Here is a 26,866-nt window from a genome sequence, read left to right on the forward strand (position 1 = left end):
GCAGGGAGGCGTACGTCACCTCTACCGAGGGGTAACCCTCGGACTTCGTGACATCGGGCCGGAACTGCGCGTAGCACCATGGTCAAATCGCAACCATACGCCCAACCCGTCCATGCGTTTCGTTCGGCCGTTCGGTTCCGATTGAGGGATCGAGGGTAGATATGCCGCAAGTGTGGCCGAAAGGTGTGGCCTCCTTAACGCAGAGGTCATCGGACGCTGCCTGGAGTTGCGCCGAGACGGCCGCAAACGTCACCGTTTCGGCGGTCCGTACGGCCGGGTACTTGCGCGATCCGTCCCGCCCGTGTGGACTACGGCCAATGCCACGCGTACGCGCGCGGCCGAAGCATTTTCCGAAAACGATCAGGAGGCAAGCCGTGAGCGCGACCGCGGACCACGCGGAGGAGCGGACCAACCCGGCGGCAAGGCTGGGGTTCGAGCCCGGACAGGTGGTCCAGGAGATCGGCTACGACGACGACGTCGAGCAGGAGCTCCGTGAAGGGATCGAGGCCGTCACCGGCCAGGAACTCGTCGACGAGGAGTACGACGACGTGGCCGACGTCGTCGTCCTGTGGTTCCGGGACGAGGACGGCGACCTCACGGACGCACTGGTGGACGCCATCGGTCTGATCGACGAGGGCGGGGTCGTCTGGCTGATGACTCCCAAGACCGGCCGTGAAGGCTATGTCGAGCCCAGCGACATCAACGAGGCCGCCCAGACGGCGGGCCTGTCGCAGACCAAGAGCATCAACGCCGGCAAGGACTGGAGCGGCAGCCGGCTGGTCACCCCCAAGGGGGCCAAGTCCGGTAAGCGCTGAGCCGCCGAACCGCCGTGAGGCCCCCGCCGACATTGTGTCGGCGGGGGCCTTCTGCATGGGGCGTCTGTCTGTGGCGGACGCCTTCTGCGTAGGGTGGGCGTTCACCTGACCGGCTCACAGAAGGGATGCGTTTTCCATGGCCATCGAGGTCGGTGACAAGGCTCCGGAGTTCGCGCTCAAGGACAACCACGGCCGCACCGTCACGCTCTCCGAGTTCCGCGGTGAGAAGAACGTGGTGCTCCTCTTCTACCCCTTCGCCTTCACCGGCGTGTGCACGGGCGAGCTGTGCGCCCTGCGCGACGAGCTGCCGGCGTTCGTCAACGACGACACCCAGCTGCTCGCGGTCTCCAGCGACTCCATCCACACCCTGCGCGTCTTCGCCGAGCAGGAGGGTCTCGAGTACCCGCTGCTGTCCGACTTCTGGCCGCACGGAGACACCTCGCGCGCCTACGGCGTCTTCGACGAGGAGAAGGGCTGCGCCGTGCGCGGCACCTTCATCATCGACAAGGAGGGCATCGTGCGCTGGACCGTGGTCAACGGCCTGCCCGACGCCCGCGACCTGAACGACTACGTCAAGGCTCTCGACGCTCTCTGAGCCGGACCGCTCGGTGCGCCGCGCCGCGGCCCTGAGGGGTTTCCCTGGGATCGCCCGGAAATAGCGCAGCGGCCGGGAACCGGTCACTAGGATCCTTTCGTTGATCCCAACAGCAACGCACGACGGGGGCGCTGCCCCTGAACACCAATGGAGGGACTCGTGGGAGTCAGCCTCAGCAAGGGCGGCAACGTCTCGCTGACCAAGGCCGCGCCGAATCTGACCGCGGTCACCGTGGGTCTGGGCTGGGATGTCCGGACCACCACCGGCACCGACTTCGACCTCGACGCCAGCGCCCTGCTGACCAACGCCGAGGGCAAGGTCGCCGCCGACGGCAACTTCGTCTTCTTCAACAACCTCAAGAGCCCGGACGGCTCCGTCGAGCACACCGGTGACAACCTCACCGGTGAGGGCGAGGGCGACGACGAGCAGATCAAGGTCAACCTGGCCGGGGTCCCCGCCGACGTCCAGAAGATCGTCTTCCCGGTCTCGATCTACGAGGCCGAGGGCCGCCAGCAGTCCTTCGGCCAGGTGCGCAACGCGTTCATCCGCGTCGTCAACCAGGCCGACGGCAACGAGCTCGCCCGCTACGACCTCAGTGAGGACGCCTCGACGGAGACCGCGATGGTCTTCGGCGAGCTCTACCGCAACGGCCCGGAGTGGAAGTTCCGTGCCATCGGCCAGGGTTACGCCTCCGGCCTGCGCGGCATCGCGCAGGACTTCGGTGTCAACGTCTGAGCCACCGCACGTCCCATGTCCGGCGCCGCACTCCTTCTGTGCGGCGCCGGACGTGCCTCACAACCATGCACACCCAGGGGAGGACTCACCATCATGGGCGTCACGCTCGCCAAGGGAGGCAATGTCTCCCTCTCCAAGGCCGCACCCAATCTCACCCAGGTCCTCGTCGGGCTCGGCTGGGACGCACGCTCCACCACCGGAGCGCCCTTCGACCTCGACGCCAGCGCCCTGCTCTGCCAGAACGGACGCGTCCTCGGCGACGAGTGGTTCATCTTCTACAACCAGCTCACGAGCCCCGACGGCTCCGTCGAGCACACCGGTGACAACCTCACCGGCGAGGGCGACGGTGACGACGAGTCGCTCCTGGTGGACCTCTCCAAGGTGCCGGCCACGGTGGACAAGATCGTTTTCCCGGTCTCCATCCACGACGCGGACAACCGCGGCCAGACCTTCGGCCAGGTCAGCAACGCCTTCATCCGCGTGGTCAACCAGGCCGACGGCCAGGAGCTCGCGCGCTACGACCTCAGTGAGGACGCCTCCACGGAGACCGCGATGATCTTCGGGGAGCTCTACCGGTACGGGGTCGAGTGGAAGTTCCGGGCCGTAGGCCAGGGGTACGCGTCGGGGCTGAGGGGCATCGCTCTAGACTTCGGGGTCAACGTTTCGTAAAGCCGCGTGCGGCGCGGGGGAGACCCTCCCTCAGGCATCGCCCGGGGGACAATTACACGATTGGGTAGCCAGTGGTTCTGAAAACCTTCGGCTGGTCGTTCGCCGTCACGGCGCTCGGCCTCGCATTCGCCGCCTGGCAGTGGGGCTGGGAGGCGTTCGGGATCGTACTGATCCTGTCGATCCTCGAGATCTCGCTGTCCTTCGACAACGCGGTCGTCAATGCCGGAATCCTCAAGAAGATGAACGCCTTCTGGCAGAAGATCTTCCTGACGATCGGCATTCTGATCGCCGTCTTCGGTATGCGACTGGTCTTCCCCGTCGTGATCGTCGCCATCAGCGCCAAGGTCGGGCCGATCGAAGCGGTCCAGCTCGCCCTGGACCAGCCCGGTCAGTACGAGGACCTGGTCACGGACGCGCACGCCGCCATCGCCGCGTTCGGCGGTATGTTCCTGCTGATGATCTTCCTTGACTTCATGTTCGAGGAGCGTGAGCACAAGTGGCTCGCGTGGCTGGAGCGGCCGCTGGCCAAGCTCGGCAAGGTCGACATGCTGTCGGTCTGCATCGCGCTCATCGTCCTGCTGATCTCCGCGGTCACTTTCGCCACCCAGGCGCACACCAGCACAGGGCATGCCGACAAGTCGGCCACCGTGCTCCTCTCCGGCGTCGCCGGCCTGATCACGTACCTGGTCGTCGGCGGCCTCTCCGGCTACTTCGAGGACAAGCTCGAGGAAGAGGAGGAGCGCGAGCACGAGGAAGAGGAACAGGCCAAGCGCGAGGGCAAGCAGGTCTCCGCCGTCGGCCTGGCCGGCAAGGCCGCGTTCTTCCTCTTCCTGTACCTCGAGGTGCTGGACGCATCCTTCTCCTTCGACGGAGTGATCGGCGCGTTCGCCATCACCAACCACATCTTCTGGATGGCGCTCGGCCTCGGCATCGGCGCCATGTACGTCCGGTCGCTCACGGTCTACCTGGTCCGCCAGGGCACCCTGGACGACTACGTCTACCTGGAGCACGGCGCGCACTACGCGATCGGCGCCCTCGCCGTCATCCTGCTCATCACCATCCAGCACGAGATCAGCGAGATCATCACCGGCCTCATCGGCGTGGTCCTGATCGCCGCGTCCTTCTGGTCCTCGATCCGGCGCAACAAGGCGCTCGAGGCGGTGGCCGAGGGAAAAGCTGACGCCTCGGACGGCAAAGCCGGAGTGTCGTCCGGGGTGTGACACCCTCCGCGAGGAGGGAACGCTCTGAACGGGGCGGTCACGAGGTTCTCGAGCCTCGTGACCGCCCCGCGGCATGGCGGGGACGACGGACCGAGTGTGTGGGGTGGGGCATGGCTTTCTGGGACAACCTGTTTCGGGGGAGCGCGGCACAGTTCGATTCCGGCAGCGCCGCCACGAACTCGATAGAGCTGACCAAACGGCGCCCGACGGTCTCGCTCACCAAACAAGGCGCGGCCACCGGCAATCTCCGGGTCAACCTCTCCTGGCGCATGCGCACCTCCGACATCGAGGGGCGCTCACGCCAGAGCGGCCGGTTGCTGCGCCACCCCTTCAAGCTCTTCCAGCCCGATGTGGTCCAGGCCCACACCCAGGGTGTGGTCAATGTGGACCTTGACCTCGGCTGTCTGTACGAGCTGACGGATGGCAGCAAGGGCGTGGTGCAGCCGCTGGGCAGCTTCTTCGGCAGCCTGAACGAGGCGCCGTACGTACGCCTCAGCGGCGACGACCGGTTCGGCGCGCCCTCCGGCGAGACGATCTTCGTCAACCTCGATCACCGCGACAAGATCAAGCGCCTGCTCTTCTTCGTCTACATCTACGACCAGACGCCTGCCTTCGACCGCACCCACGCACACTGCACGCTCTACCCGAGCAACGGCCCGCGCGTGGAGATAGAGCTCGACGAGCGCGCCCCCCAGGCCCGCTCCTGCGCGGTGTTCTCCGTGGAGAACATCAAGGGAGAGCTGACCGTGCGCCGCGAGGTGAAGTTCGTGTACGGCTTCCAGGCAGAGCTGGACCGGCTTTATGGCTGGGGGCTGCAATGGGGCCGGGGCTACAAGAGCCGGGTCTGAGCGCGGGCGCCCTGCGGGCGCGTCGGGACAGGGCCCGGGACAGGGCCCGTGGTCAGGGCCGCAGGAACTGCGGGCCCATCGGAGGCAGCCGGAAGGCAGGGTCGGGCATGTGCGCGGCCACAGGCTGCGGATAGCCGTATCCCGAGGCGGGTGGGGCGGTCTGGGGCACCGGCGGGACGGTCCGGGGGGCGGGCGGCGCCGTGTGCGGGTAGCCGTACGCGGGCCGGGTCGCGTCCGACTGCGGATAGCCGTAGGCGGGAGCGGGAGCCGGCTGCGCGGGCAGGGGCGGGGCCGCCTGAGGCTGCGGCTCGGGCTCTCCGGACGGCTCGGCGGCGGCCTCCGCCTCGTCCACCGAGATGCCGAACGCGGTCGCCAGCCCCACGAGCCCGGTCGGGTAGCCCTGCGCCACCGCGCGGAACTTCCAGCCGTCCCCGCGCCGGTACAGTTCGCCGCAGATGATCGCCGTCTCCTCGCCGGTCTCCGGCTTCACGTCGAACACGGCCAGCGGCTCGTCCCCGGGCACGGCGGCGTCGTGGAGCAGTATGCGCAGATCCCGTACATGCTCGAAGGTGCCGCCGTCCGAGGAGGCGGCGATCACGACCTGATCGACGGAGGAGTCCAATGCCCCCAGATCCGCCTCGACGGTGTCCGTCAGGTGCTCGGCGATCCGCTGCTTCGGCAGTCGTCGCACCAGGCCCGAAGGGTGGCGCGGCTGGTTGTAGAAGACGAAGTCCTCGTCGGAGCGCACACGGCCGTTCGGGCCGAGCAGCAGTGCCGATGCGTCCACATCGGGGACCTGGGCGCCCGGGGTCCAGCGCAGCACGGCCCGTACGGCCGTGGCATCGAGAGGGACGTTCGAGCCCTTCAGCATCGCGTGCGTCATGCCCGTCATCCTGCCTGGCCCAGGGGGCCGGGGACAACGCGGGTCCCCGTCCGGACCCCGGCGCGCCGGTGTCCGGCAGGTCGGGCGACATGGGTGCGATGTGGACGAGTTACCTGGATTTCATGCACATGGGGAACTCTTGACACCCGCCCCTACGTACTATTACCGGCCATATGTTGTCGGGGCCGTCGAGGCAGTACGGGGGATATGAATGCGTCACTTCGGGCACATCCCGCCCGCGACCCAGGACAGGCTGTTCCACCGGCAGCCGAGCGAGTTCGACGCCGGCTCCCCGGCCAGGATGCTCGCCGCCGCCCTCGGTGCCACGCTCTACAGCCCGGCCACCCGTCCCCGGCTCGCCGACGACGTGGTCAAGCAGGCCGGGCGCGGCGTCGTGTCGATGGTGCTGTGCCTGGAGGACTCCATCGGCGATGCCGATGTGGAGCCGGCCGAGGACAACCTCGTCCGCCAGTTCGCCGACCTCGACGCACGCGGCGGCGAACTGCCCCTGCTGTTCATCCGGGTCCGCCACCCGGAACAGATTCCCGACCTCGTGAAGCGTCTGGGGCCCGCGGGACGGCTGCTGTCCGGATTCGTACTGCCCAAGTTCACCGAGGAACGCGGCGTGCCGTTCCTGGAGGCGCTCACCACCGCCGAGGCCGTCGGCGGCCGGCGGCTGTTCGCCATGCCCGTCCTGGAGTCGCCCGAGCTGCTGTACCTGGAGACCAGGACCGAGACGCTCACCGGCATCGCCCGCACCGTCGACAAGTACCGCGAGCGCGTCCTCGCCCTGCGCCTCGGAGTCACCGACTTCTGCTCCGCCTACGGGCTGCGTCGCTCGCCCGACATGACGGCGTACGACGTCCGGATCGTCACCTCCGTGATCGCCGACGTGGTCAATGTGCTCGGCCGCTCCGACGGGACCGGCTTCACGATCACCGGCCCGGTGTGGGAGTACTTCCCCACCCAGGAGCGCATGTTCAAGCCCCAGCTGCGCCACAGCCCCTTCCTCGAAGGGCGCGCCGAGGAGCTGCGCACCGCGCTCATCGAGCACGACATGGACGGCCTGCTGCGCGAGATCGAGCTCGACCGCGCCAATGGGCTGCTCGGCAAGACCTGCATCCACCCCTCCCATGTGCTGCCCGTCCACGCCCTGTCGGTGGTCAGCCACGAGGAGTACAGCGACGCGCAGGACATCCTGCGGCCCGAGCGCGGTGGCGGCGGGGTGCTGCGCTCCGCGTACACGAACAAGATGAACGAGGTGAAGCCGCACCGCGCCTGGGCGGAGCGGACCCTCCAGCGCGCCGAGGTCTTCGGCGTCGCCAAAGAGGACATCGGCTTCGTGGACCTGCTGCGGGCGGGCATCGCCGACTGATGACAAAGGAGACGGACAGCGTGGAGTGGTCGGGAAGCTGGGTCGCGAAACGGCTCGGAGTCGGACTCGACGGTGACGAACGGCTTCCCGAGCTGCTGGGCCTCGCCCTGCGCCGCAACCCCAAGCGGTCCCACCTGCTGGTGTCCAACGTGCTGGGCAAGCATGTGCCGCAGCGCCCCTGGGTGGTCTGGCAGTGCGGCTACGACCTCGGCCGCCGCGTGCGCGAACTGCTCGGCGACGCCGCGGCGCGCAGCGCGGTCGTCCTCGGCTACGCGGAGACCGCGACCGGTCTCGGCCACTCCGTCGCGGACGGCGTGGCCCTCGCCCCCTATCTGCACTCCACCCGCCGACCGGTCGACGGCGTCGCCCGCGCCGGAGGCTTCGAGGAGTCCCACTCGCACGCCACGACGCACCTGCTGCTTCCCGAGGACCCCCGGCTGCTGGCGGGCGAGGGGCCGCTGATCCTCGTCGACGACGAGTTCTCCACCGGCAACACCGTGCTCAACACCATCCGCGACCTGCACGAGCGCTTCCCGCGCAAGCGGTATGTGATCGTCGCGCTCGTCGACATGCGTGCCGAGCAGGACCGGCAGCGGTTCACCGCCTTCGCCGACGAGATCGGCGCGCGCGTCGACCTCGTGTCCCTCGCCTCGGGCACCGTACGCCTGCCGGAGGGCGTCCTGGAGAAGGGACAGGCGCTCGTCGCCGAGCACGAGCCCACGGCGCACGCCCCGGCCCCGACGCCCGCCGGCCGCCGCACCCGGGTCGACCTCGACTGGCCGGCGGGCGTGCCCGACGGCGGGCGCCACGGCTTCACGCCCGAGCACCGCCGCGCCCTGGAGGCCGCGCTCCCCGCCATGGCGGAACGGATCGCCGACACGCTCGGCGAAGCGACCGCGCAGGACCGCCGCGTGCTCGTCCTCGGCTTCGAGGAGCTGATGTACGCGCCGCTGCGGATCGGCGTCGCACTGGACCGGCGGACCGAGGCGGAGGTGTACTACTCCACCACCACCCGCTCACCCGTCCTCGCCGTCGACGACCCCGGCTATGCCATACGTACCCGGCTCGTCTTCCCCGCCCACGACGACCCCGCCGACGGCCCGGGCGAGCGCTACGCCTACAACGTCGCGGGCGGCGGCTTCGACGCCGTCGTCGTGGTGGTCGACTCCACCGCCGACACCGCCGAACTGCACGGCCCCGACGGCCTGCTCGCCCGGCTCGCGGACCACACACCGCACGTGCTGCTCGCCGTGGTCCCCTCCTACGTCCCCCCGGCACCCCCGATACTCCCGGCAACCCCGGCACCCGAAAGGGCCTCCATGCTGCCCGAGCCGCTCCGCGGACCCGACTTCTCCTCCTACGCCCCCGAGGAGGTCGGCTGGCTGCTCCAGGACCTGTCGGACGTCGAGCTGGAAGCGCCCACCGAGGAGCGCGAAGAGGCCATCCAGAGCGGCGGCGCGCACTACGCGGAGTCGCTGCCGGTGGAGTACCAGCCGAGCGAGCAGTACCAGGCGCTGTTCAAGGCCGCGCTCGAGACGTCCGCCGCCCGGATCGCGCGGGCGGTCGGCGCCGTCACCGAGATCGTCCTCGCCGAGCGGTCGCCCCGCCCGGTCCTGGTCTCCCTCGCCCGCGCCGGCACACCCGTCGGCGTACTGATGCGCCGCTGGGCCCAGCACCGGCACGGCCTCGAACTCCCGCACTACGCCGTGTCCATCGTGCGCGGCCGCGGCATCGACGCCAACGCGCTGCGCTGGCTCGCCGCCCACCACGACCCCGCCGACATCGTCTTCGTCGACGGCTGGACCGGCAAGGGCGCCATCACCCGGGAACTGGCCGAGGCACTGCGCGCGTTCGACGGCTTCGACCCCGAGATCGCGGTGCTCGCCGACCCCGGCGGCTGTGTGCGCACCTACGGCACCCGCGAGGACTTCCTCATCCCCTCCGCCTGCCTCAACTCCACCGTCTCCGGCCTCATATCCCGCACCGTGCTCCGCACGGACCTGGTGGGACCGGACGACTTCCACGGCGCGAAGTTCTACCGCGAACTGGCCTCCGCCGACGTCTCCGGACACTTCCTCGACACCGTCGCCGCCCGCTTCGACGAGGTGGCCGACGCGGTGCACACCGACGTCAAGGAACTGCTGGCCGCCGACCGCGCGCCCACCTGGGAGGGCTGGGCCGCCGTCGAGCGGATCAGCGAGGAGTACGGCATCCACGACGTGAACCTGGTCAAGCCGGGTGTCGGCGAGACCACGCGTGTCCTGCTGCGCCGCGTCCCGTGGAAGATCCTCGCCAAGCGCGGCGCGGGCGCCGACCTCGACCACGTACGGCTGCTCGCCGAGCAGAGAGGCGTACCCGTCGAGGAGGTCGACGAACTCCCTTACACATGCGTGGGATTGATCCACCCCCAGTACACGCGGGGCGCCACCGGCGCCGACGGCAGGGCGGTGTCCTCATGACCGTGCTCGTCGCCAGCGACCTCGACCGTACGCTGATCTACTCCACCGCGGCCCTCGCGCTGTCCATGCCCGACGCGCAGGCGCCCCGGCTGCTCTGCGTCGAGGTGCACGAGCGCAAGCCCCTGTCGTACATGACCGAGACGGCGGCAGATCTCCTGGCCCGCCTCACCGAGGCCGCCGTCTTCGTCCCCACGACCACCCGCACCCGCAAGCAGTACCAGCGCATCAGCCTCCCCGGCGCCGCGCCACGGTACGCGATCTGCGCCAACGGCGGGCATCTGCTCGTCGACGGCGTCACCGACCACGACTGGCACCAGCACGTCACCGCCCGGCTCGCCGACGCATGCGCGCCGCTGGCCGAGATCCGTGCCCACCTGTCGGCCGTGTCCGACCCGACCTGGCTCCGCAAGGAAAGGGTCGCCGAGGACCTGTTCGCGTATCTCGTCGTCGAGCGCGCGCTGCTGCCCGAGAGCTGGGTCAAGGACCTGAGCGGCTGGGCGGAGGAACGGGGCTGGTCCGTGTCCCTCCAGGGCCGCAAGATCTACGCGGTCCCCGAGCCGCTCACCAAGAGTGCGGCGGTCCGCGAGGTGGCCCGCCGCACCGGAGCCGGCCTGACCCTGGCCGCGGGTGACTCCCTGCTCGACGCGGACCTGCTGATGTGCGCGGACCGGGCCTGGCGCCCCTCCCACGGCGAACTGGCCGAGGCGGGCTGGACGGCCCCCCACGTGGAGACGCTTCCCCACGTGGGCGTGGCGGCGGGCGAGGAGATCCTCCGCCGCTTCGGCGCGGCAGAGGCGTGATCGGGTGCGGGGGCGCGCAAGGGGAACGTCACTCCTGCACGCCCCCGGCCCCCGCCCCCGGCCTCCGGCCGCACCGCGCGGACCGCCGGCGGCGTCACCCCTGGCAAGCACCTACGAAGGGGCCGACACGCGGCGCGTGACGTCCGCCCAGTTCTCGCGCAGCGCACGACGCGCCGGCACGGCTCGCGCCTCGGGAGCGGGACGTGCTCTCGGGGATGGCGCAGCAACGCACGAACGCGGCCGTCACCGGTGCCTGCACGTGTCGCAGAGCGCGGTCGAGGAACTCATTGACGCGGTCTTCGACGAGCGGGACCTGACCGGGGCGGTCGGGTACTCCCCGTCGGGTGCTGACGGTGCCGCGGTACCTGGGCTTCCAGCCGGGCCGGGTCGCAGCGGGCGTCAGCCGCAGCAGCCTCCGCCGCAGCACCCACCGCCACCGCCGCCGCCACCGGCGCTCGGCGCCGGGCCCGCGGAGCTCGTGCCGCCCACCGCGACGGCGGACAGCAGCTTCACGGTGTCGTCGTGCCCGGCCGGACAGCTCGCGGGCGCGGACGATTCGGCCATCGGCCGGCTCACTTCGAACGTGTCGTCGCAGGACCGGCAGCGGAATTCGTAACGTGGCATGCGCTCAGGCTACCGGGGCGGCGGCAGCGGCTGCCGGGCCGCGTATTCACGCCGCCGCCGGGCACGCTGCTCGCGTGCGGCCTCCTCCGGGTGGCGGGCCTTCCAGTACGGGTTGTCGTGGGGCAGGGTCGCGCTGACTCTGCCGTACATCCCGAAGAACATCAGCATCACGCCCACCACGAAGCTGAACAGCACATTCTGGATGCGGAAGGCGAGCGGGTTGAAACTGCGGTCCAGCAGGGCGAGGTTCACGAATCCACTGGCGATGAAGAGCACGCCGAGGACCATGTTGAGGGTCGAGGCGAAATTGCCGCCGATGACCATGCCGACGAAGAGCAGCAGCCCGACGCCGATGGACAGGACGCTCAGCGCGCCGTTGGTGTTCAGACCGGCGACGGTGTCCCCGCGGGTGTCGAAGAAGCCGATCCGGTCGATCAGCCCCAGCACGCCGAAGGCGACCAGCAGCAGACCCATGAGACCGGCGCCGATGCGGTAGAAGCGGCTCAGGCGGTGGTCGATGGGCAGATGCTCGTCGAGGGTGATGCGGGTGCGCCGGCGGGCCCGGGCTCCGGCTCTCGTATGCGGTACGTGTCCGGCCATCACGGCCTCCTTCGTACGTACGCGTACTCCGGCTTTCAGGATCCGCCGCACGCGCGGGCGCTACAAGCCCGGGCTCGGCGCCGGCGCGTGTGCGTGCGTGACGCCCTCGGTGTTCAGGGGCGCCGGCCGGGGGCGCCGCCGCCACGCTCCTCGCGGATCTGCTCGACCACGCGCGCGACCGTACGCCGCACCGCCTCCGTCTCCTGCAGGAAGTGCCAGTAGTCGGGGTGTCGGCCCTCCAGCCCGGTGACCGCCCGCTGCAGGCGCGCGACGGAGTCGTCCAGGGGGCGGGCATGACGCGGGTCGGGGGTGCTGCGACCGGCCATGGCGAGCCGCTGGGCATCACGGATGGCGAACCGGGTCCGTTCGATCTCCTGCTGCGGATCTTTGGCGACGGCATTGAGCCGCTGGAGCCGGCCGCCGGCCGCGGAGACGGCCTCGTCGGTGGCGTTCAGCAGCGCCCGGACCGTGCTGAGCAGAGCGGTGGCGTCGGGCCAGCGCTGCTCCTCGCGCGCCTTCCCGGCCTCCTTCAGCTTCTCCTCCGCCCGGCGCACGCCGACCGCGGCCTGCTCCGGAACGGGCTGCAGGTCCTGCCAGCACGCCGCCGTGAAACGGCGGCGCAGCTCGCTGAGGACGGGCTCGACACCACCGGCGCGATTGCTCAGGGCCTGGGCGCGGGTGCGCAGGGACACCAGGCGCCGGTCGATCTCGGCGGCCCGCTCGGGCAGCCGCTCGGCCTCCGCCCGTACGGCCTCGGCGTCGCGGAGCACCCGGTCCGCGCGGTGCAGCGTCTCGGTGACGCCGTGCCGGCCGGCACCCTCGTTGAGCCTGGTGAGCTCGGGGCCGAGGGCGGCGAGCCGACCGGCAAGATCATCCGCTCTCAATCCGGAGCTGCGCACCGAATCGAGAGCATTGCTCGCGCCGAGGAGTGCCTGTCGCGCCCGCTCCACGGCGGGCGCGAGCCGGGCGAGCTGCGTCTCCGCCTTGTCGAGAAGCGGCCCGAGCCCCTGCGCGAACCGGTCCAGTTCGCCCTTGACCCGTACGAGCTCGTCCTTGGCCCGGTGGAGCTGCGTACGCGCCTGGGCGGCGACCGACGCCTCCAGATCGTCCCGGTCGAGATCGTGCGCGTCGACGGCGGTGATGTACGCGTGGCTCACCTCGTCGATACGGCGGCCCAGAGCGGCGAAGTCGTCCACGGCGTGGCGGGCGGCGGGCGAACTGTCCACGGCGCTGATCGTCTCGATCGAGATCCGCAGATCGCGCTGCGCCGTGTCCAGCTCGTAGAACGCGGCGGCGGCCGCGTCCTTCGCGGCCTGCGCGTCGGCGCGCTGGCTCTCGCCACGCCCGCCGAACCAGCGCCGCGTCCCGCCCCCGGCGACGGCGGCCGGCAGGGCGGCGGCGAGGAGCGGCAGCGGAAGGAGCATCAGCGTGAGCGTGTCCCGCACCCCCCGGACGGCGTTCGCTCGCGCCTTGCGGTGCGGCCGCGCGTGTCTCGCCGTCACATGCCTCTCCCGTGCCGTGTCCGCCGTGCCCGTTCCGGTCAATACTCCCACCAGAAGGACGAACACACGGGCCTGTTAGTTCGCGCTGCGCACCACGACTTCGCCGTTGTCACTGCGTGCCGTGACGATGGGTGCACTGTCGTCGTCCGTCGGCACGGCGATGCCGACGTCGCCGTTGCCGACGTCGGCATCGCCGCTCTCGGCACTGACGGCGTACGGCGCGCGGGAGGCGGGCAGCTCGATGTGGATCCGACCGTTGTCGCTCACGGTCTCGACCCGGTCCGGCACGGCGGTAAGGCCGAGCCGTACGGATCCGTTGGCGGAGGTGGCGGTGACGGTCCTGGATGTGATGCGTTCGGCGACGATCCTGCCGTTGTCGCAGGCGAGCCGGAGCGGCCCGCTGGAGTCGCGTACGGGCACGCTCCCGCTGTCCGAGGTGATCTTCAGGGCGGCCGTGAAGCCCTCGGCGGTGACGCTCCCCTTGTCGTCGACGACGGTGACGGCGACGTCGCGGGGCACCTTGACGGTGTGCCGCGCCTCGCAGTCGGAGGCGACGGCCTCGCACGCCACCTCGAGGGTCAGGGTCCCGTCCCGCGTCACCCACGACGCCTCGGGCCCGCTGCCGAGCACCACCCACCCGTCGATCTGCCGGGTGACCTGCACGTCCTCGATGCAGTCGGGCACGATCTCGAGGGCGGAGCCGTCGGCGTCGACGGTCAGCGCCGTGCCACTGAACGCGAACGCCTTCCGCTCCACGGAAGCCTCCCGCGCGTCGGCGCGCCCGCACCCGCCGACCCCGAGAACGGCGACGACGACTGCGGCGGCGGGCACGAGGCGGTGACGGCGGTGACGGCTGACGGCCATGGCGATCGTTCCCCCAGCTGGCTCCGGCTGAAGCCGCCCAGCTACGAGCACCGGTACGGGTTTCGATGCGGCAGCCCACCGCCTCACCGCCGTGGCCAGCCTCCGGGCAGCCGACGTCCTCGGCCCCCGGCTGGGAACGGTTTGGAGGTGGGGGGTATGCGCAATGTAGGCTGTGGCCTCATCCACGGGTGCGTAGCTCAGGGGTAGAGCGCTGCTCTTACAAAGCAGATGTCGGCGGTTCGAAACCGTCCGCGCCCACCAGTAGGAAGCACGAGAAAGACCCAGGCCACCGGTACCGAACCGGGAGCCTGGGCCTTGTTCGTTCCTCGGCCGCGGAGGCGGGGGAGAGGCGTCGTGCCAGTTACGTGCCAGATGCCTCGTCGGACTCTGCCGGCCGGACCTTCCTGATCTGCTCATCGACGTGCGCGGCGATGGCGTGGTCGCGGCCGTTCACGAGGTGCTGGTAGATCAGCGCGGCACGCACCGAGGAGTGCCCCATGCGCTGCATCAGCTCGCGTGTCGTGGCACCGCCGGTCGCGGCGAGGGTGTTCCCGGTATGGCGCAGATCGTGGAAGTGCACGTCTCCGAGGCCGGTCGTCTCCAGGGTCCGCAGCCACAGGCGCCGGAAGTTGTTCCGGCGAAGCTGCCCGCCCCGTGCCCCGGTGAACACCAACCCGGTGCGGCCCGGCTCGGCGTACGCGTCGAGATGAGCGGCCAGGTCCGCCGTCAGCGAGGCCGGGAAGGCCACGGTGCGCACACCGGCCGCGCTCTTGGGTGTCTTCAGCAGGATGCCGTCTGTGCGGGTCTCCGCGAGCGCACGCCGCACAGCGACGGTTCGGCGTTCGAGGTCGATGTCATGGCGCTGGAGCGCGGCCAGCTCCCCGAACCGCAGGCCGGTGAACGCCGCCAGGAGGATGAGCACCCGAAAGCGCGCCGGCACCGCTTCGGCGAGCTGAAAGACCTCGGAAACGTCGAGGAACGGTCGCTCCGCCGTCTTGGCCGCCCCAGCGCCCTTGATCCGACAGGGGTTGCGCTGGATCACCTCGTCGTCAACCGCAGTGTTCATGATGGCGCGGAGAACCTGATACGCCTTGGCGACCGTCGGCTCACCCACACCGGACTCCAGCAGCCCGGCACGCCAGCGTCGGATCTGCGGCGTCGTGATCTCACTAAGCACCACGTCCGCGAACGTCGGCAGGATGTGAAGCCGCAGCGCGCTGCCGTTGCGCTCGCGGGTGGTCGCGGCGTAGTCGCGCTCTTTGAACCAGGCGTCGGCGTAGACCCCGAAGAGAACCTTGTCGTCCGGGTTCTTCCACCGGCCGTCGAGGATCTCGGTTTCCTTACGGACGAGCCACCGGTCGGCGTCGGTCTGCGAAGCAAATGTCTCGGGCGCCGAGCGCGTCAGCCCGTCCGGCCCCTGGTATCGGGCCTGAAAGCGTCCCGACGGCAGCTTGCGTACTGCACCGAAGCGGCGCCGCTTCCCCTTGCTGTTCGCCATCAGGCCACCGCCCTGAAGCGGGGGCGAGTCGTGATCGGCTGCACCGTGTGCGCATCCACGAAGCTTGCCAACGCGCTCTCAGGGATGCGCACATGACGCCCGACTTTCACGAAGGCGATGCGGCGCTCGGCGATGAGTCGCCGAGGGAACCTCTCGGTGGTGCCCAGAATCTCGGCAGCCTGGCCCACGGTCAGCAGGCGGTCTCTCATGCTGTTGCTCCTTCCAGGGCCGGTAGGTCTTGCAGGGCTTCGCGGGCGGTTTCTCGGTTGATGCGGATGTCTTCGGCGATGGAGGCGGCGAGGGCGGATTCGCCTGGGGTGTGGCCGTGTCCGGCGTATCGCCAGTCGGCGAGGACGAGTGTGGTGTCGGGGTCGGGCAGGCCGAGGGTTCGGCGTTGTTCGGCTGCGCGGTAGTTGGCGCGGACTTGGCGGCGTTCGGTGAAGGTGGAGGAGTAGCGGCGGGATTTGGTGAGGAAGTGGCCGCGGAAGCCGAGCATGTGTGCCCAGGCCCAGAGCTTGCGGTCCGGGTAGAGGGGATCGAGGTCCCAGCAGGCGCGGATGAGCTGACGTGCGTGGTCGGGTACACGGTGTTGGTCGAGTTCGGCGAGTTCACCGATGCGGCGGTCGAGCGCGCCGGTGGTCTCGGCTGCCTTGGTGGCGTACTTGGCGACGTAGGCGGCGACCTTCTGCTCTGTGATGTCGTCCGAGTCGAACGCCGTGATGGGCCGGACGTCGAGTTTCTCGCCCCAGCCCAGCGTGCGTGCGGGCTGGTCGTCGACAGCGGGCACGGTCACCGTGGTGTACGGGTGCTTGCGAGCCTCGTGGATCGCCTCGGTGAGCAGGTCGAGCGTGGCCCACGCCGGGGGCGTGCTGTCGGGCCCGTCGGGTCCGTCGATGCGGATCACGGCGTGGAAGTGGATCGCACCCCGCTTTTGGAACTCCGCGACCTTGTTGAACGACAGGCGGGCCGACTCCTTGAATGCTTTCTGCGTGAGTCCGGCGGTTGCGGCGAGTTCGCGGCGGAGCCGGTTGACGAACCGGTGCCACAACTCGCCTGCGTGGTTGTTGAACAGGACCGCGCCCGCGTAGTCGTACGTACTCGGGTCGAGGGCCGTGCCGAGGGCGGGATCGTCCTCGGAGTGGCGGGTGCCGCAGCGGCAGCGTCCAGCATCGGGGATATTGTGCACGCGGCCGAAGGACGGGGCGGTCAGGGTGGCGAAGACCCTGGGGCGCTCGCGCACTGCGGCAGGGATGTTCATGGCTTCGTCGCCGGAGAGGCCCGCGCGCACGAGGCGGTAGGCGTCGCCCGCGTAGAGGTAGGCGCAGGGCTGGCAGCGGGAGGCGCGGCGGTTGCCGCAGGCGATGCGCAGCCGGCCGCCGGGCTCGTCCTGGGTGGAGTAGGTGTGCAGGACCCGCCCGGTGTTCTTGTCGCGGGTGAGGGACCAGCCGGTGAGGTGGATGGGCTGTGCGCATCCGCCTGTCTTGCGGATCTGGTCTTGCCAGCGGTCGAAGTCGGGGGCCGAGGCCACCCTGAGCAGGTCGCCCAGGGTGGTCGGATCGAGCGTGTCAGCCACGGGCAGCCCCCAGAGCCTCGGTCAGTAGCGGGGAGGCGAGCAGTCCGGGCGGCGGGGTCCACAGACCGCGTGAGCCGGGCCAGGACAGTGGCGCGGCGAGCGGGGTCACGTCGGTCAGTCGCCAGTGCCAGCGTCCGGGGGCGGACCACAAGGTGCACCAGCCGTCATCGGTGTGGCAGTCGTCCAGACGGGCAACGGCGACGATCGCGCCCCGCGGGAAGGGGCGACGCAGGAACGGCCGCGCGAGCGGGGCGTCTTTCGCGTTCGGGTCGGTGGTGCGGCCGGCGTGGATGAGGACCAGGCCGCGGTGATCGGTCGGCCAGGTGCGGTTCTCGATCCGCTTGGTGCCGTAGGCGATCGCGCTCGCCCAGGGCTGTCGCAGCGTCAGCGCCAGGACAGGGCTGGTACCGGTTTCGATGGAGTGGGGCATCAGAGCACCTCCAGCAGGGCGGAGGCGATCCATTGGGCGACGTTGGCGGGCACGGCGTTTCCGGCCTGCTTGGTCTGCTCTCCCCCGTGGCCCAGGACGGTGTAGTCGTCGGTGAAGCGCTGGGCGCGCAGGTGCTCGCGGGCGGACAGCATGCGGAAGTAGCAGTCCTCCACGTCGATCTGCTCGGGGGTGCTGTCGGCACCGAGGACTAAGCCGGCTGACTCGCGGGTGGCAATGGTGTGCAGCGGCGTCCTGGTCGTGGTCGGACTGCCCTTGCGGTAGGGGATGACCAGCCCGTGGTGATTGCCTCCGGCAGTGATCGCCGCGAGCGGGTCACTGATGCCCCGGGTGGTGGAGCCGCCGCCGCGGTGCTCGGTGATGAACGGAGCGGGCAGCAGCAGGGCTTCGCTCTCGCGGGTGGTGCGGGTGCGCATCGGCACGGTGACGGCGGCGGCGTCGGTGTTCCAGCTGCCGCCGGTCGGGACGAGCAGGGGCGGGATGGCGATCCCGTCGCCGATCCGTACCGTGCGGGTGGGCAGAGGAGCGGCCCATGCCGGGAAGGCGCGGCCGTCGCCCTGGTCGGCGTGGTTGACGGTGACCACGGACGGTACCCGGTGCTTCTCCAGCCCGAGCCGGATCTTGCGCAGGGTGGAGGCAGCCAGGGGTTTCATTCCCTTGGCGGGCCGGTCGCCGATGCGGATACCGGGATCGGACCAGTTGATCGCGCTGGCGGCGGGGCGTACGTACGGTTCGACGATCCGGTGACGGCAGCCGGGGTTGGGGCAGCGGAAGTCGTACTGCTGCCGGTACTTGCCGATCTTCCGGCCGTTGCGCCAGGACTGGACCGCTAATACGTCCCGTTCGCAGGCCGGGCACCAGGCAGGCGGGCGGACATCGAGGTTGGGTGCCCGCATCTCGCGGCGGGTGAAGACGATGAAGATGCGGTCCCGCCACTGCGGGGCGTGCGGGTTGTCGTCGGCGCCGATGTGGGCGGCGGTGACCGAGACGATCTGGTGGCGGAAGCCCAGGATCTCCCAGGCGTGGAGCCACCAGGAGAACAGCGGCCAGGCGGTGGCGAAGCGGGGGACGTTCTCGCACACGACGGCGTCGAAGTTGTGGACCTCGGCAGCGCGCAGGATGTCATAGGCGGTGGCCCTGGTCCGCTCCCATGCGGCGTCCTGGATCGGTCCTTCTTCCAGCAGGTCGAGTTGTCCCGGGGTGGGCGGGGGCTTGGGGCGGCTGATGCCGTCTGCGGGGCTGCCCTCGGTGCAGATCGGGGAACCGACCAGGACGCGGGCCTTGGGCAGACGCCGCATGTCGTAGTGGTCCAGGTCCACGCAGAGGTGTTCCGCCTCGGGGAAGTTGGCCGCGTGGGTCTCGACCGCGCGGTCCCAGTGGTTGGCCCCAAGCACCACGTCGAACCCGGCACGGCGGAACCCGTCGGAGTCCCCGCCGGCACCGCAGAACAGATGGATCGAGGTGGCGCGGGAAGTGGCGGAACGGCGCGTCATCGGCCCGCCTCCCGCCCGGAGGAGGTCACACCGAGCCGGCCGACAGCCGGGCGGCGCGTGGTGACGAGCCAGAGCGGTGCGGTGCCGGTGCCGTGGCAGGCCGGGCAGTGCGCGGTGATGGTGCGCAGGTGTCCGGAGCGATTGCGGCCGCCGAGGGTAATGGCGACGGACGGGAAGCCGTCGCAGTTCGGGCAGATCCGATCGGTCGCTGCGGGGCGCTTGGGGTGGGTCATGATGGGAGTTCCCTCCGGTTGTGAGATCGGGTGGGGGCACGGCTCCCGGAACGGGCGAAACTTGGCGGTTGAAGCCGCTCCGGGGGCCGGTCACTTGGACGGGGCTTTGGGCACCTTCAGGGCGAGGGTGATCAGGCCGCCACCGCCGATCAGCGTGGGAATCGCGGCCTTGATCGCTGTCGCTGTGGTGGCGGCGACTTGGACCAGGGACAGCACGGCGATGGTGGTGAGGTAGACCAGGCCGCAGATGCCGACCGTGGCCACGAGGATCAAGACCAGTGGGCCGGTCCATGAGCGGGGCGTGGTGTGGACGATGACGACCGATCGCGGGTCAGTGCCCGGGGGAATCAGGTCGGCCGGGATGTGACCGTGGCGCAGTTGGTCCTCGGGGCGGATCACGACGGTTCTCCCTTCCGGGCTGGGCTATTTGGTGGTGCCGTTGACGGAGTCGACTCCGGCCTTGGTGCCGGACTCGATCGCCGGGGCAAGGAAGGTGTCGGCGAGGAGGAAGCCGCCGAGGAGGAGCACGACGATCAGCCAGGTTGGCGGGCGCATGAACTTGATCCCGAAGTAGCCGAAGATGGCCACGAGGAAGATCAGCGGAAGTTCGACGTTCACAGCCGGTCAGTCCTTTCCGGTGAGCTGGAGGGCGAGGGCATCGGCCATCGGGCCGGGCACACCGAGACGGGCACGTAGGGTGTCCGGGTCGATCGGAGCGCCGGTGGCGGTGCGGTGCGCGTCGGCAACCTTCCGGGCATGCGCCAGGAGCGCGGCAGGCACCGCGACGGAGGGCGGCAGAGCCGGAATCGAATCGATCTCCGGCGCGGGCTCGGGTGCCGGGACCGCGGCGGCGCTGGGTGTCTCGAGGGTGAGCGCGACATCCGCCTCCGGTTCGGCAGCTGGGGCCGGGGCCGGGGTCGTGTCAGTGGCCTGGTGTGCGGGGGTGTGGACGAGCAGGGTGCCGCCGAGGAACGCGAGCGCGGGCCAGCCGGCCACCAGGATCCGCAGCCAGGCAGGAACGTTGTTCAGGTCGAGCAGTCCCGCGGTGGCGACATTCGCGCCGAGCGAGGCAGCGAGAGCGACGGCGAACCAAGTCCATGCAGCACGCGCGGGCTCACCGGCAGCCCGGAGGATGCGCAGACGTCGCCAGGCGGCGACCAGGAGCAGATCCACGGAGACCGGGTAGGCCCAGGCTTTCCAGCCGTCCTGTCCCGCGGCGACGGCGATGTCATGCAGGTGGGCGAAGGACAGAGCACCGGCGATCACGGCTTGCACCAGCACGGCATCCAGACGGATCTTGCGGCTCACCGGTCTTCACCTCCTCGGGGTGTTGGGGCCAGGTGCCGGGCGGGGCTCATACGTCCTGCCGCCCGGCACCCGGCGGGGATCAGTCGGTGGGTGCGTGGCCGGTGCCGAAGCAGGTCAGGCACAGGGCTTCCTGCCGGTCACTGCTTTCGCGCTTGTGCCGACCGCCGACCTGGAAGGACTCGGAGACCTGACCGGTGGCGCAGTCCGGACACGGCTTGCTCTTCGCTGCCTTGCTGGTGGTGCTCGCCTTGCGTGGGGCCATGGCTGACCTCCTCGTTTCGGGCATGGCGGGGGTAGGGACCTGGCGCGAGATGGTCACGCCGACCGGATGGAGCGATGGGGGCTACGCAGTGCCCGACGCGATCGAAGGCGTCGCAGCCGGGGCCGGTGCCGGGACGCCGGTAGGCGGGCGGAACGGGGCCAGGGCCGGAATGTCGGGCGTCAGGTGCGCGAACTCGCGGCACACCGCGGCGACTTCACCCAGCGACGTCTTCGGAGTGCGGATGCGCGTCCAGTTGCCGGAGGAGTCACCGACAATCGCGGTACCGGCCCGCTCCGGAGCGATGCTGGTCGCAGCGGCGACGGCGAGTTCGTTGACGTCCGCCAGACCCATTTCGGCGGTCTGCTTGTCGTTGCAGCGATGCACCACACGGCCAGTGAGCTGGGCACGCAGCGCGGTTGCGCCCTTGCCGAGCTCGGAGCCGAAGCGCTGCCCGCACACCTCCAGGTAGATGCCGACCGCGCGGGCCAGCTGAGCCAGCCGCACCAGCTGCGTGACCATGTGGTCCCGGCGTGCCGTGTCCGCCTTGGAGGCGACCAGGAACAGTTCGGCGATCTCATCGATCAGGACCACGATCGGGACCGGGCGCAGCTTCTTCGGCAGACCCCAGACGTCGGAGGTGATGTCCTCCAGCGGTGTTCCCGGAGCGATGCCCTGATGCAGGCACAGCAAGTCGAAGCGGTCCTCCATCTCGACGACCAGCGCGTCCAGCAGCCCCTCGGCCTGATCAGGGGTGATGGCCAACGCCGACAGCCGCGGGGCGAACGGCCCCTGTTCCACACCGCGCTTGCAGTCGATGCCCACCAGCGCGACACTCTGCGGCGCGAGAGCCTTGATCAGGCAGCGTTGATGCATCGACTTGCCCGACTTGTTCGCACCCAGCGTCAGCCCGTGCGGGATCTCCTGATAGTCACGCACATACGGCCGGCCATCCTCCCGCAGCGCAACCGTCGCGGACAGCGGCCCCGCAGCCAGACGGCGCGGCATCCGCACACGGTCGAGAATGTCGAAGCCGGTCATCCGCAGATCGACCACACCCGGCCTGATCTCGAAGACGTGCACCGAGTACACACCCCACGCGTGCCGCAGCCGCTCAGCCGACTTGACCACATCGTCCGGGGCCAGGCCCGCAGCCAGCCGCAGGCGCAGCACCAGACCGGTGCGGGTCGGGCGCATCCCCCGCAACTTCGGAACACCAGGGCGGGCTGGCTGCTCACCGGCGGACAGCTTCTTGGCGAAGACCTTCCACCACGGCGGAGCCACCGTCAGCTCACACGCCTCCATCGTCGGACGGTAAGAGGAGAGGATCCGGTAGAGCGCGGCCGGAAGACCGAACAGCACCCAGTACACGGCCGGAGCCTTGACCCGAACGATCAGCGCAAAGACGGCTAACGCGCCTATGAGCAGCAGCAGTTCCATCACGGCGATCAGCCCTTGCCGTTCGCAGCCGCCGGAACCTGCGCGGCCATCACCGCGGTCGCCTTGAAGCTGATGCCGTGCCCGAAGTCGTTCTCCCACGGAGTGGCCACCAGACCCGGCAGCGCCACCGGCATACCAGGGAACAGGTCCGGCTGCACACCGTCCTCGGTCACCACGACGGTCACAGCGTCCGGCCGACCATCCACGACCACGGCCACATTCACGTTGAACTGCACCTTGCCCGTCTTGTCGACCGCGACCTCACCGGTCTCCCGGTTCTTGACCTTCTTCTCCGGAGCCTGGATCAACATCACCGTCATGGCTTCGGTCTTCACGGGGATCCTGCGCATGAGTCTTACTCCTTGCTCGGAGGGTTGATCCAACTGGCAAGTGGCGCACGCCAGTTGAACTGGCTTGCACCAGTAGAACTGGCTCAAGCCAGTTGCGTCAACCCTCTTCGTGGAACTGGCTCAAGCCAGGGCGTAAACTGGCGCCAGCCACTAGGAGAGGTAGCGATGAGCGACCAGGCCGAAGATCGAAGGCCGCTGAGTCGACGGATTGCGGATCAACTTCGCAATGAGATCGAAAGCGGGCAGCATGTGCCCGGAGCGAAGCTCCCGTCCCAGCGCAAGCTTGCGGAGCGGTTCGGGGCCGTCCGCAACACAGTCGACGAAGCCCTGAAGATCCTTGCCCAAGAAGGGCTGGTGGTCGCTGAGCATGGTCGGGGCGTGTTCGTTCGCGTGAAGCAGCCCCTCATTCGCCTGGGCAGCGATAGATACTCACCGAAGTACCGCGAATCAGGACTGTCGCCGTTCCTTGTGGAGTGCGCGAAGCAGGGCAAGGTAGGAAAGTTCGAAGTCCTCAGCATCGAGCGCATCAAGCCGGACAAGGCCCTAGCGGACCAGCTCAAGGTCTCCGACAAGACCAAGTCCGTAGTGCGTCGAGAGAATGTGTTCTACGCGGATGCAGACCCGGTCTATCGCGTGACGACGTGGATCCCATGGCGCATCGCGCAGGGAACGGACCTCCTTCAAGTGGAGGTCCCTCACCAGTACGGAATCCACGGGATCTTCGAGGACAAGGGCCACGTGATGGCCCGTATCAACGATGAGATCACGGCACGCATGCCCACACCGGAGGAAGTCGGACGCCTGAGCCTGTCTCCCGGCGTGCCCGTCATCGAGTTGATGCATACCAGCATCGACCAGGACGGCGAACCTTACGAGGTGACCAGGTTCGTGATGCGTGCCGACATGAACGGACTCAGTTACAACGTCCCGGTCGAATGAGAAGTCGAGCATAGGAGTTCGCCGTGAATGCTGACGCAACAACCGAGCCGAACGTGATCATCCGGACTCGCACTGACGAGGATCTCCCCGCCGCTGCCGCCGGGCTCGTGACAGTTCATGCCGCCGACGGTTACCCCGTAGAGGGTGTGGACGACCCTCAGGGATGGCTGAGTCCGCCGGGGCTGCTCGAAGCGTGGGTAGCCGAGATGGCGGGACAAGTCGTCGGCCATGTCGCGGTCAGCCGGCCGCAGGGCGAAGAAGCCGTCTCGCTTTACCTGAAGCAGGCCCAGGTATCAGAGGATCAAGTCGGCGTCCTTGCAAGGCTCTTCGTATTGCCACAGGCGCGACGGAAGGCTGTCGGTGAAGGTCTCACCCGGGAAGCCGCCTCGTACGCCCAAAGGCGTAACCTCGCCCTCGTCGGCGATGTCATGACCAAGGACGCTGCCGCGATCCGCCTCTATGAGCGGCTCGGCTGCCAGATCATCGGAAGCACCATCCACACCTACGGCGACGGCCAACAGACATCCGCTCTCTGCTTCGTCGCACCCACCGACTGACCAGCAGCGCGAGCAATCAGCGGCAGCGCGGACAGAGTTTCCCTACGTCATCAAGGCTCGCTGCGCTCGCTGCCCGACCGGCGTTCGGGCAGCGAGCAAGGATCGTTGCCACCCCAGCCCCCACACGCAGCCCAGCCACACGGGCCGGCTCTCTCCCATGCCGCCATGCGCCCGAGTGGCCCCCAGCAGACGACAAAGACACCAGCGCACCAGGCCCGGGGGAAGAGACAAACGCTCGGGAGAACACCACATTTGACGCATCGAACGTCTGCATTCCCGGCCTCCTGAACTGCGGTAGCAGTCTGATCAGAGATCAGAGGTGCCGCGCCAAGGCGCGGCGGCGCCGGCCGGACGCCGCCGCGCTTGCCCCTCAATGTCTACGCCACCGGGGCCGCACGTCGTCGCCCGCCCGCGCCCACAAGGGGGCGAAAAGAACCAGGCCGGGGGTGGGGACGGACGGCTCCACGGCTTTACCCACCTCCCCGATCCGGGACCCGCGTCGAGCAAGACCAGGGGGCCACTCGGACACATTGCGGGCAGGGGACAGCCTGCCCGAGTAGCCGGCAAGCGTACGGCCCCCTGATCATGCACGACCCCAAACCGTGCAGGACACCGGCCAAAGCCGTTCCGTAAGTTGTTTGGCGGTCCGGAAGAGTGGGGTGTGGCTCTAAAGTCGCTTGCCCCCGGTGGCTCCGGTGGAGTGGCCGCCCCGCTCTTCGGGACGCCTGGCCGCCCCGGGCTGGGACAAACTTGGGGCAGGGCCACGCGTCGCGTCGGGGTCCGGCGCCCGATGCTGCCGACGGGTGGCCAAAGGGGGATTCAGATCGTCCGTATGGCCCCATTCGTGCGATGTCTGATCATTCGGGAGATACCGGCATCTAGCGTCGCTGCAGCGATCGTCAGCTCCGTATCGAGTGCACTGCAGGAGGTCTTTGTGTCGGCTATCGCAGTAGTACAGGGAACAGCAGAACAGGGAAGCACCGGGCGACGCCACGGCGGTGAGCGCTCGTGGTGGATGGTGGTGCGGGCCTGGGTGGCGGGATTGGCGGTGCTGGCGGGCCTGACGGTCCCGCTCGCCGCGGCAACGCCCGCCGCTGCTGACGGGCGAGCCCAGACCCTCGCCTATGTCGCCAACTTCGGCGACGACACCGTGTCGGTGATCAACACCAAAACCAAGACCGTCATCACCACGATCCCCGTCGGCGACGCGCCCTCCGGCGTGGCCATCACCCCGGACGGTCGCCGCGTCTACGTCACCAACGTCGGCGACGACACCGTGTCGGTGATCAACACCAAGACCAACACCGTCATCACCACCATCCCCGTCGGCGACAACCCCATCATTGTGGCCATCACCCCGGACGGTCGCCGCGCCTTCGTCACCAACGCCCTCGGCGACACCGTGTCGGTGATCAACACCAAGACCAACACCGTCACCACCACCATCCCCGTCGGCGACGAGCCCGTCGGCGTGGCCATCACCCCGGACGGTCGCCGCGTCTACGTCGCCAATCGCGGTGACGACACCGTGTCGGTGATCAACACCACTACCAACACGGTCACCACCACCATCCCCGTCGGCGACGCGCCCACCAGCGTGGCCATCACCCCGGACGGTCGCCGCGCCTACGTCACCAACGCCCTCGGCGACACCGTGTCGGTGATCAACACCAAGACCAACACCGTCACCACCACCATCCCCGTCGGCGACGCGCCCGCCGGCCTGGCCATCACCCCGGACGGTCGCCGCGTCTACGTCGCCAACCGCGGTGACGACACCGTGTCGGTGATCAACACCAAACTCAACGCCGTCACCACCACCATCCCCGTCGGCAACGAGCCCACCGGCGTGGCCATCACCCCGGACGGTCGCCACGCCTACGTCACCAACCGCGCTGACGACACCGTGTCGGTGATCAACACCAAACTCAACGCCGTCATCATCGCCCTACAGGTGGGCGACTTCCCGGCGCTGGTAGCGATCGGGACCATCGGTGAGCACGACAAGGGCAAGGACGGTCGGCGCACACGGCAGCTGTCCACCGCAACCGACATCCTCAACCTGATCATGACGCCAACAACCTCCTGAAACCGCCCAACGATCATTCCCTGTGCCGCAACCGCGCCAGATGGAGCGGAGACTCACGGGGAACTGCGGATGCCACCGGGGGCGACACCCAGCAGACGCCAATGTCGGCGTCCCGCAGGTCAGGCCCCAACTAGCCCCACCTCGCTCCTAAAGCGGTGGTCCGGGCCACGGGCATTCGCGGTCTCCAGGGCGGGGTTGCGCGCCGCCAGGTTCCGGCATTGTGCCCGTTGCTGAGCACTGAGATCATTACGGAGAGCGCCTAAGAGCAGGTGCCAGGGGAGGGGCCTGTGTCGCCTGTCTTTCTTGTCATCAGCCTCATGGTGGCGTTGACACTGGGTGTGGCAGGTGTAATAGCCATGGTGACTGGGTGCCTCGCACTCCCTTGGCTGCGTCGGAGTGTGAAACAGCCTCGCGTATGGGGTGCTGGGGCGTTGCTGATTGCGGCGAGCTGCACGACGGCATGGCTGGTGCCCGTCCATGGCTCGAGCCTGCTAATGCTGCCTGGCCTCGCGCTGATCTGGCGGGCACAGGGCTCGGGAAATCGGAGCGAAGCGCTGGGGCCGGCGGACGTGCCATATCCGTGCCAGATGGAGCGGCCAACCACGGTCACTCAGAGTCCATAGCGGTGGAGAAGCCAGCCGACAGGCTCATTGGCGCCACAGACGGGGTGACCAGCGAAGACCCGCTCGC

General features: G+C 69.2%; 29 protein-coding genes and 1 tRNA gene. 13 read left to right on the top strand and 17 right to left on the bottom strand.

What is annotated here, in order from left to right; genetic code table 11:
* The first annotated feature begins 374 nt into the window (after positions 1-374).
* The 6 genes from J7E88_RS13255 (at position 375) to J7E88_RS13280 (ending at position 4,882) form a co-directional block, all read left to right on the top strand.
* On the top strand, positions 375-815 hold the full coding sequence (locus J7E88_RS13255; protein WP_215180468.1) for a DUF3052 domain-containing protein: 441 nt from the start codon (positions 375-377) through the stop codon (positions 813-815).
* Positions 816-951: 136 nt separating this feature from the next.
* The gene (locus J7E88_RS13260) at positions 952-1,410 is read left to right on the top strand and encodes a peroxiredoxin (RefSeq protein WP_215180470.1); all 459 of its coding nucleotides are present in this window, start codon (positions 952-954) and stop codon (positions 1,408-1,410) included.
* Positions 1,411-1,569: 159 nt separating this feature from the next.
* A complete protein-coding gene (locus J7E88_RS13265; RefSeq protein WP_215180472.1) occupies positions 1,570-2,145 on the top strand; it encodes a TerD family protein in 576 nt (191 codons plus the stop codon).
* Positions 2,146-2,238: 93 nt separating this feature from the next.
* A complete protein-coding gene (locus tag J7E88_RS13270; protein ID WP_215180474.1) occupies positions 2,239-2,814 on the top strand; it encodes a TerD family protein in 576 nt (191 codons plus the stop codon).
* Between the two features lie 71 nt (positions 2,815-2,885).
* Positions 2,886-4,034 (top strand): DUF475 domain-containing protein, encoded by a 1,149-nt coding sequence (locus J7E88_RS13275; RefSeq protein WP_215180476.1) that lies wholly within the window; start codon positions 2,886-2,888, stop codon positions 4,032-4,034.
* Between the two features lie 110 nt (positions 4,035-4,144).
* Positions 4,145-4,882, top strand: coding sequence for a Tellurium resistance (locus tag J7E88_RS13280; protein ID WP_215180478.1), 738 nt, complete (start codon positions 4,145-4,147; stop codon positions 4,880-4,882).
* Positions 4,883-4,934: 52 nt separating this feature from the next.
* On the opposite strand, the gene J7E88_RS13285 is transcribed toward J7E88_RS13280, so the two are convergent.
* Positions 4,935-5,765: a TerD family protein gene (locus J7E88_RS13285; RefSeq protein WP_215180480.1), complete on the bottom strand. Its 831-nt coding sequence runs from the start codon at positions 5,763-5,765 to the stop codon at positions 4,935-4,937.
* Between the two features lie 211 nt (positions 5,766-5,976).
* Here J7E88_RS13285 and J7E88_RS13290 point away from each other — a divergent pair, with 211 nt between their 5' ends.
* Genes J7E88_RS13290 through J7E88_RS13300 form a run of 3 tightly spaced genes read left to right on the top strand, consistent with a single transcriptional unit; the run spans position 5,977 to position 10,399 of the window.
* Positions 5,977-7,140 (top strand): HpcH/HpaI aldolase/citrate lyase family protein, encoded by a 1,164-nt coding sequence (locus tag J7E88_RS13290; RefSeq protein ID WP_215180482.1) that lies wholly within the window; start codon positions 5,977-5,979, stop codon positions 7,138-7,140.
* Positions 7,140-9,599: a phosphoribosyltransferase gene (locus J7E88_RS13295; protein ID WP_215180483.1), complete on the top strand. Its 2,460-nt coding sequence runs from the start codon at positions 7,140-7,142 to the stop codon at positions 9,597-9,599. The genes J7E88_RS13290 and J7E88_RS13295 overlap by 1 nt, the downstream gene beginning before the upstream one ends.
* Complete coding sequence (locus J7E88_RS13300; protein WP_215180485.1) at positions 9,596-10,399, top strand: HAD family hydrolase; 804 nt, start codon at positions 9,596-9,598, stop codon at positions 10,397-10,399. The genes J7E88_RS13295 and J7E88_RS13300 overlap by 4 nt, the downstream gene beginning before the upstream one ends.
* Before the next feature lie 399 nt (positions 10,400-10,798).
* Here J7E88_RS13300 and J7E88_RS13305 read toward each other — a convergent pair whose 3' ends face one another.
* The 4 genes from J7E88_RS13305 to J7E88_RS13320 all read right to left on the bottom strand — a co-directional run bounded on the left by J7E88_RS13305 (position 10,799) and on the right by J7E88_RS13320 (position 13,989).
* Positions 10,799-11,023 (bottom strand): zinc ribbon domain-containing protein, encoded by a 225-nt coding sequence (locus J7E88_RS13305; protein ID WP_215180487.1) that lies wholly within the window; start codon positions 11,021-11,023, stop codon positions 10,799-10,801.
* Positions 11,024-11,032: 9 nt separating this feature from the next.
* On the bottom strand, positions 11,033-11,623 hold the full coding sequence (locus J7E88_RS13310; protein WP_215180489.1) for a DUF4383 domain-containing protein: 591 nt from the start codon (positions 11,621-11,623) through the stop codon (positions 11,033-11,035).
* 113 nt (positions 11,624-11,736) lie between these two features.
* Positions 11,737-13,125, bottom strand: a complete 1,389-nt coding sequence (locus J7E88_RS13315) for a hypothetical protein (protein ID WP_215180491.1) — start codon at positions 13,123-13,125, stop codon at positions 11,737-11,739.
* Between the two features lie 75 nt (positions 13,126-13,200).
* Positions 13,201-13,989: a DUF4097 family beta strand repeat-containing protein gene (locus tag J7E88_RS13320; protein WP_215180493.1), complete on the bottom strand. Its 789-nt coding sequence runs from the start codon at positions 13,987-13,989 to the stop codon at positions 13,201-13,203.
* 186 nt (positions 13,990-14,175) lie between these two features.
* Here J7E88_RS13320 and J7E88_RS13325 point away from each other — a divergent pair.
* Positions 14,176-14,250: transfer RNA gene (locus J7E88_RS13325), tRNA-Val, on the top strand.
* 100 nt (positions 14,251-14,350) lie between these two features.
* Here J7E88_RS13325 and J7E88_RS13330 read toward each other — a convergent pair.
* The 12 genes from J7E88_RS13330 to J7E88_RS13385 all read right to left on the bottom strand — a co-directional run bounded on the left by J7E88_RS13330 (position 14,351) and on the right by J7E88_RS13385 (position 22,591).
* Positions 14,351-15,487, bottom strand: a complete 1,137-nt coding sequence (locus J7E88_RS13330) for a site-specific integrase (protein WP_215180495.1) — start codon at positions 15,485-15,487, stop codon at positions 14,351-14,353.
* Positions 15,487-15,696, bottom strand: a complete 210-nt coding sequence (locus tag J7E88_RS13335; RefSeq protein ID WP_215180497.1) for an excisionase family DNA-binding protein — start codon at positions 15,694-15,696, stop codon at positions 15,487-15,489. Before J7E88_RS13335 ends, J7E88_RS13330 begins: the two co-directional genes overlap by 1 nt.
* Entirely contained in the window at positions 15,693-17,060 is a 1,368-nt protein-coding gene (gene repSA, locus J7E88_RS13340; RefSeq protein ID WP_215180499.1) for a replication initiator protein RepSA, read from the bottom strand. The genes J7E88_RS13335 and repSA overlap by 4 nt, the downstream gene beginning before the upstream one ends.
* Positions 17,053-17,490, bottom strand: coding sequence for an ASCH domain-containing protein (locus tag J7E88_RS13345; RefSeq protein ID WP_215180501.1), 438 nt, complete (start codon positions 17,488-17,490; stop codon positions 17,053-17,055). The genes repSA and J7E88_RS13345 overlap by 8 nt, the downstream gene beginning before the upstream one ends.
* The gene (locus J7E88_RS13350) at positions 17,490-19,001 is read right to left on the bottom strand and encodes a DNA cytosine methyltransferase (RefSeq protein WP_215180503.1); all 1,512 of its coding nucleotides are present in this window, start codon (positions 18,999-19,001) and stop codon (positions 17,490-17,492) included. Before J7E88_RS13350 ends, J7E88_RS13345 begins: the two co-directional genes overlap by 1 nt.
* Entirely contained in the window at positions 18,998-19,234 is a 237-nt protein-coding gene (locus J7E88_RS13355; protein ID WP_215181593.1) for a hypothetical protein, read from the bottom strand. The genes J7E88_RS13350 and J7E88_RS13355 overlap by 4 nt, the downstream gene beginning before the upstream one ends.
* A 90-nt stretch (positions 19,235-19,324) precedes the next feature.
* Positions 19,325-19,633 carry a hypothetical protein gene (locus J7E88_RS13360; RefSeq protein WP_215180505.1) on the bottom strand — a complete coding sequence of 103 codons (309 nt, stop codon included), beginning with the start codon at positions 19,631-19,633 and terminating at the stop codon, positions 19,325-19,327.
* A 24-nt stretch (positions 19,634-19,657) separates the two neighbouring features.
* Entirely contained in the window at positions 19,658-19,852 is a 195-nt protein-coding gene (locus tag J7E88_RS13365) for a hypothetical protein (RefSeq protein WP_215180507.1), read from the bottom strand.
* A gap of 6 nt (positions 19,853-19,858) precedes the next feature.
* A complete protein-coding gene (locus tag J7E88_RS13370; RefSeq protein WP_215180509.1) occupies positions 19,859-20,542 on the bottom strand; it encodes a DUF2637 domain-containing protein in 684 nt (227 codons plus the stop codon).
* Between the two features lie 79 nt (positions 20,543-20,621).
* Positions 20,622-20,804 (bottom strand): hypothetical protein, encoded by a 183-nt coding sequence (locus J7E88_RS13375; protein WP_215180511.1) that lies wholly within the window; start codon positions 20,802-20,804, stop codon positions 20,622-20,624.
* An 81-nt stretch (positions 20,805-20,885) separates the two neighbouring features.
* Positions 20,886-22,241, bottom strand: coding sequence for an FtsK/SpoIIIE domain-containing protein (locus tag J7E88_RS13380; protein WP_215181479.1), 1,356 nt, complete (start codon positions 22,239-22,241; stop codon positions 20,886-20,888).
* An 8-nt stretch (positions 22,242-22,249) separates the two neighbouring features.
* Complete coding sequence (locus J7E88_RS13385) at positions 22,250-22,591, bottom strand: hypothetical protein (protein ID WP_215180512.1); 342 nt, start codon at positions 22,589-22,591, stop codon at positions 22,250-22,252.
* Positions 22,592-22,756: 165 nt separating this feature from the next.
* Between J7E88_RS13385 and J7E88_RS13390 the strand changes: the two genes are divergently transcribed.
* The 3 genes from J7E88_RS13390 (at position 22,757) to J7E88_RS13400 (ending at position 26,176) form a co-directional block, all read left to right on the top strand.
* On the top strand, positions 22,757-23,530 hold the full coding sequence (locus J7E88_RS13390; protein WP_215180513.1) for a GntR family transcriptional regulator: 774 nt from the start codon (positions 22,757-22,759) through the stop codon (positions 23,528-23,530).
* Between the two features lie 23 nt (positions 23,531-23,553).
* Complete coding sequence (locus tag J7E88_RS13395; protein WP_215180516.1) at positions 23,554-24,087, top strand: GNAT family N-acetyltransferase; 534 nt, start codon at positions 23,554-23,556, stop codon at positions 24,085-24,087.
* A 934-nt stretch (positions 24,088-25,021) separates the two neighbouring features.
* Complete coding sequence (locus J7E88_RS13400) at positions 25,022-26,176, top strand: YncE family protein (RefSeq protein ID WP_308307489.1); 1,155 nt, start codon at positions 25,022-25,024, stop codon at positions 26,174-26,176.
* Positions 26,177-26,866: the final 690 nt, after the last annotated feature.

Source organism: Streptomyces sp. ISL-10 (assembly GCF_018614575.1).
Taxonomy (GTDB): domain Bacteria; phylum Actinomycetota; class Actinomycetes; order Streptomycetales; family Streptomycetaceae; genus Streptomyces.

What these genes read in the sequence shown, in the direction of transcription:
- J7E88_RS13260 (WP_215180470.1), top strand. Translation starts at nt 952, where the DNA reads ATGGCCATCGAGGTCGGTGACAAGGCTCCGGAGTTCGCGCTCAAGGAC.
- J7E88_RS13270 (WP_215180474.1), top strand. Translation starts at nt 2,239, where the DNA reads ATGGGCGTCACGCTCGCCAAGGGAGGCAATGTCTCCCTCTCCAAGGCC.
- J7E88_RS13280 (WP_215180478.1), top strand. Translation starts at nt 4,145, where the DNA reads ATGGCTTTCTGGGACAACCTGTTTCGGGGGAGCGCGGCACAGTTCGAT.
- J7E88_RS13285 (WP_215180480.1), bottom strand. Translation starts at nt 5,765, where the DNA reads ATGACGCACGCGATGCTGAAGGGCTCGAACGTCCCTCTCGATGCCACG.
- J7E88_RS13290 (WP_215180482.1), top strand. Translation starts at nt 5,977, where the DNA reads ATGCGTCACTTCGGGCACATCCCGCCCGCGACCCAGGACAGGCTGTTC.
- J7E88_RS13295 (WP_215180483.1), top strand. Translation starts at nt 7,140, where the DNA reads ATGACAAAGGAGACGGACAGCGTGGAGTGGTCGGGAAGCTGGGTCGCG.
- J7E88_RS13300 (WP_215180485.1), top strand. Translation starts at nt 9,596, where the DNA reads ATGACCGTGCTCGTCGCCAGCGACCTCGACCGTACGCTGATCTACTCC.
- J7E88_RS13305 (WP_215180487.1), bottom strand. Translation starts at nt 11,023, where the DNA reads ATGCCACGTTACGAATTCCGCTGCCGGTCCTGCGACGACACGTTCGAA.
- J7E88_RS13310 (WP_215180489.1), bottom strand. Translation starts at nt 11,623, where the DNA reads ATGGCCGGACACGTACCGCATACGAGAGCCGGAGCCCGGGCCCGCCGG.
- J7E88_RS13320 (WP_215180493.1), bottom strand. Translation starts at nt 13,989, where the DNA reads ATGGCCGTCAGCCGTCACCGCCGTCACCGCCTCGTGCCCGCCGCCGCA.
- J7E88_RS13330 (WP_215180495.1), bottom strand. Translation starts at nt 15,487, where the DNA reads ATGGCGAACAGCAAGGGGAAGCGGCGCCGCTTCGGTGCAGTACGCAAG.
- J7E88_RS13335 (WP_215180497.1), bottom strand. Translation starts at nt 15,696, where the DNA reads ATGAGAGACCGCCTGCTGACCGTGGGCCAGGCTGCCGAGATTCTGGGC.
- J7E88_RS13345 (WP_215180501.1), bottom strand. Translation starts at nt 17,490, where the DNA reads ATGCCCCACTCCATCGAAACCGGTACCAGCCCTGTCCTGGCGCTGACG.
- J7E88_RS13350 (WP_215180503.1), bottom strand. Translation starts at nt 19,001, where the DNA reads ATGACGCGCCGTTCCGCCACTTCCCGCGCCACCTCGATCCATCTGTTC.
- J7E88_RS13355 (WP_215181593.1), bottom strand. Translation starts at nt 19,234, where the DNA reads ATGACCCACCCCAAGCGCCCCGCAGCGACCGATCGGATCTGCCCGAAC.
- J7E88_RS13375 (WP_215180511.1), bottom strand. Translation starts at nt 20,804, where the DNA reads ATGGCCCCACGCAAGGCGAGCACCACCAGCAAGGCAGCGAAGAGCAAG.
- J7E88_RS13380 (WP_215181479.1), bottom strand. Translation starts at nt 22,241, where the DNA reads ATGGAACTGCTGCTGCTCATAGGCGCGTTAGCCGTCTTTGCGCTGATC.
- J7E88_RS13385 (WP_215180512.1), bottom strand. Translation starts at nt 22,591, where the DNA reads ATGCGCAGGATCCCCGTGAAGACCGAAGCCATGACGGTGATGTTGATC.
- J7E88_RS13390 (WP_215180513.1), top strand. Translation starts at nt 22,757, where the DNA reads ATGAGCGACCAGGCCGAAGATCGAAGGCCGCTGAGTCGACGGATTGCG.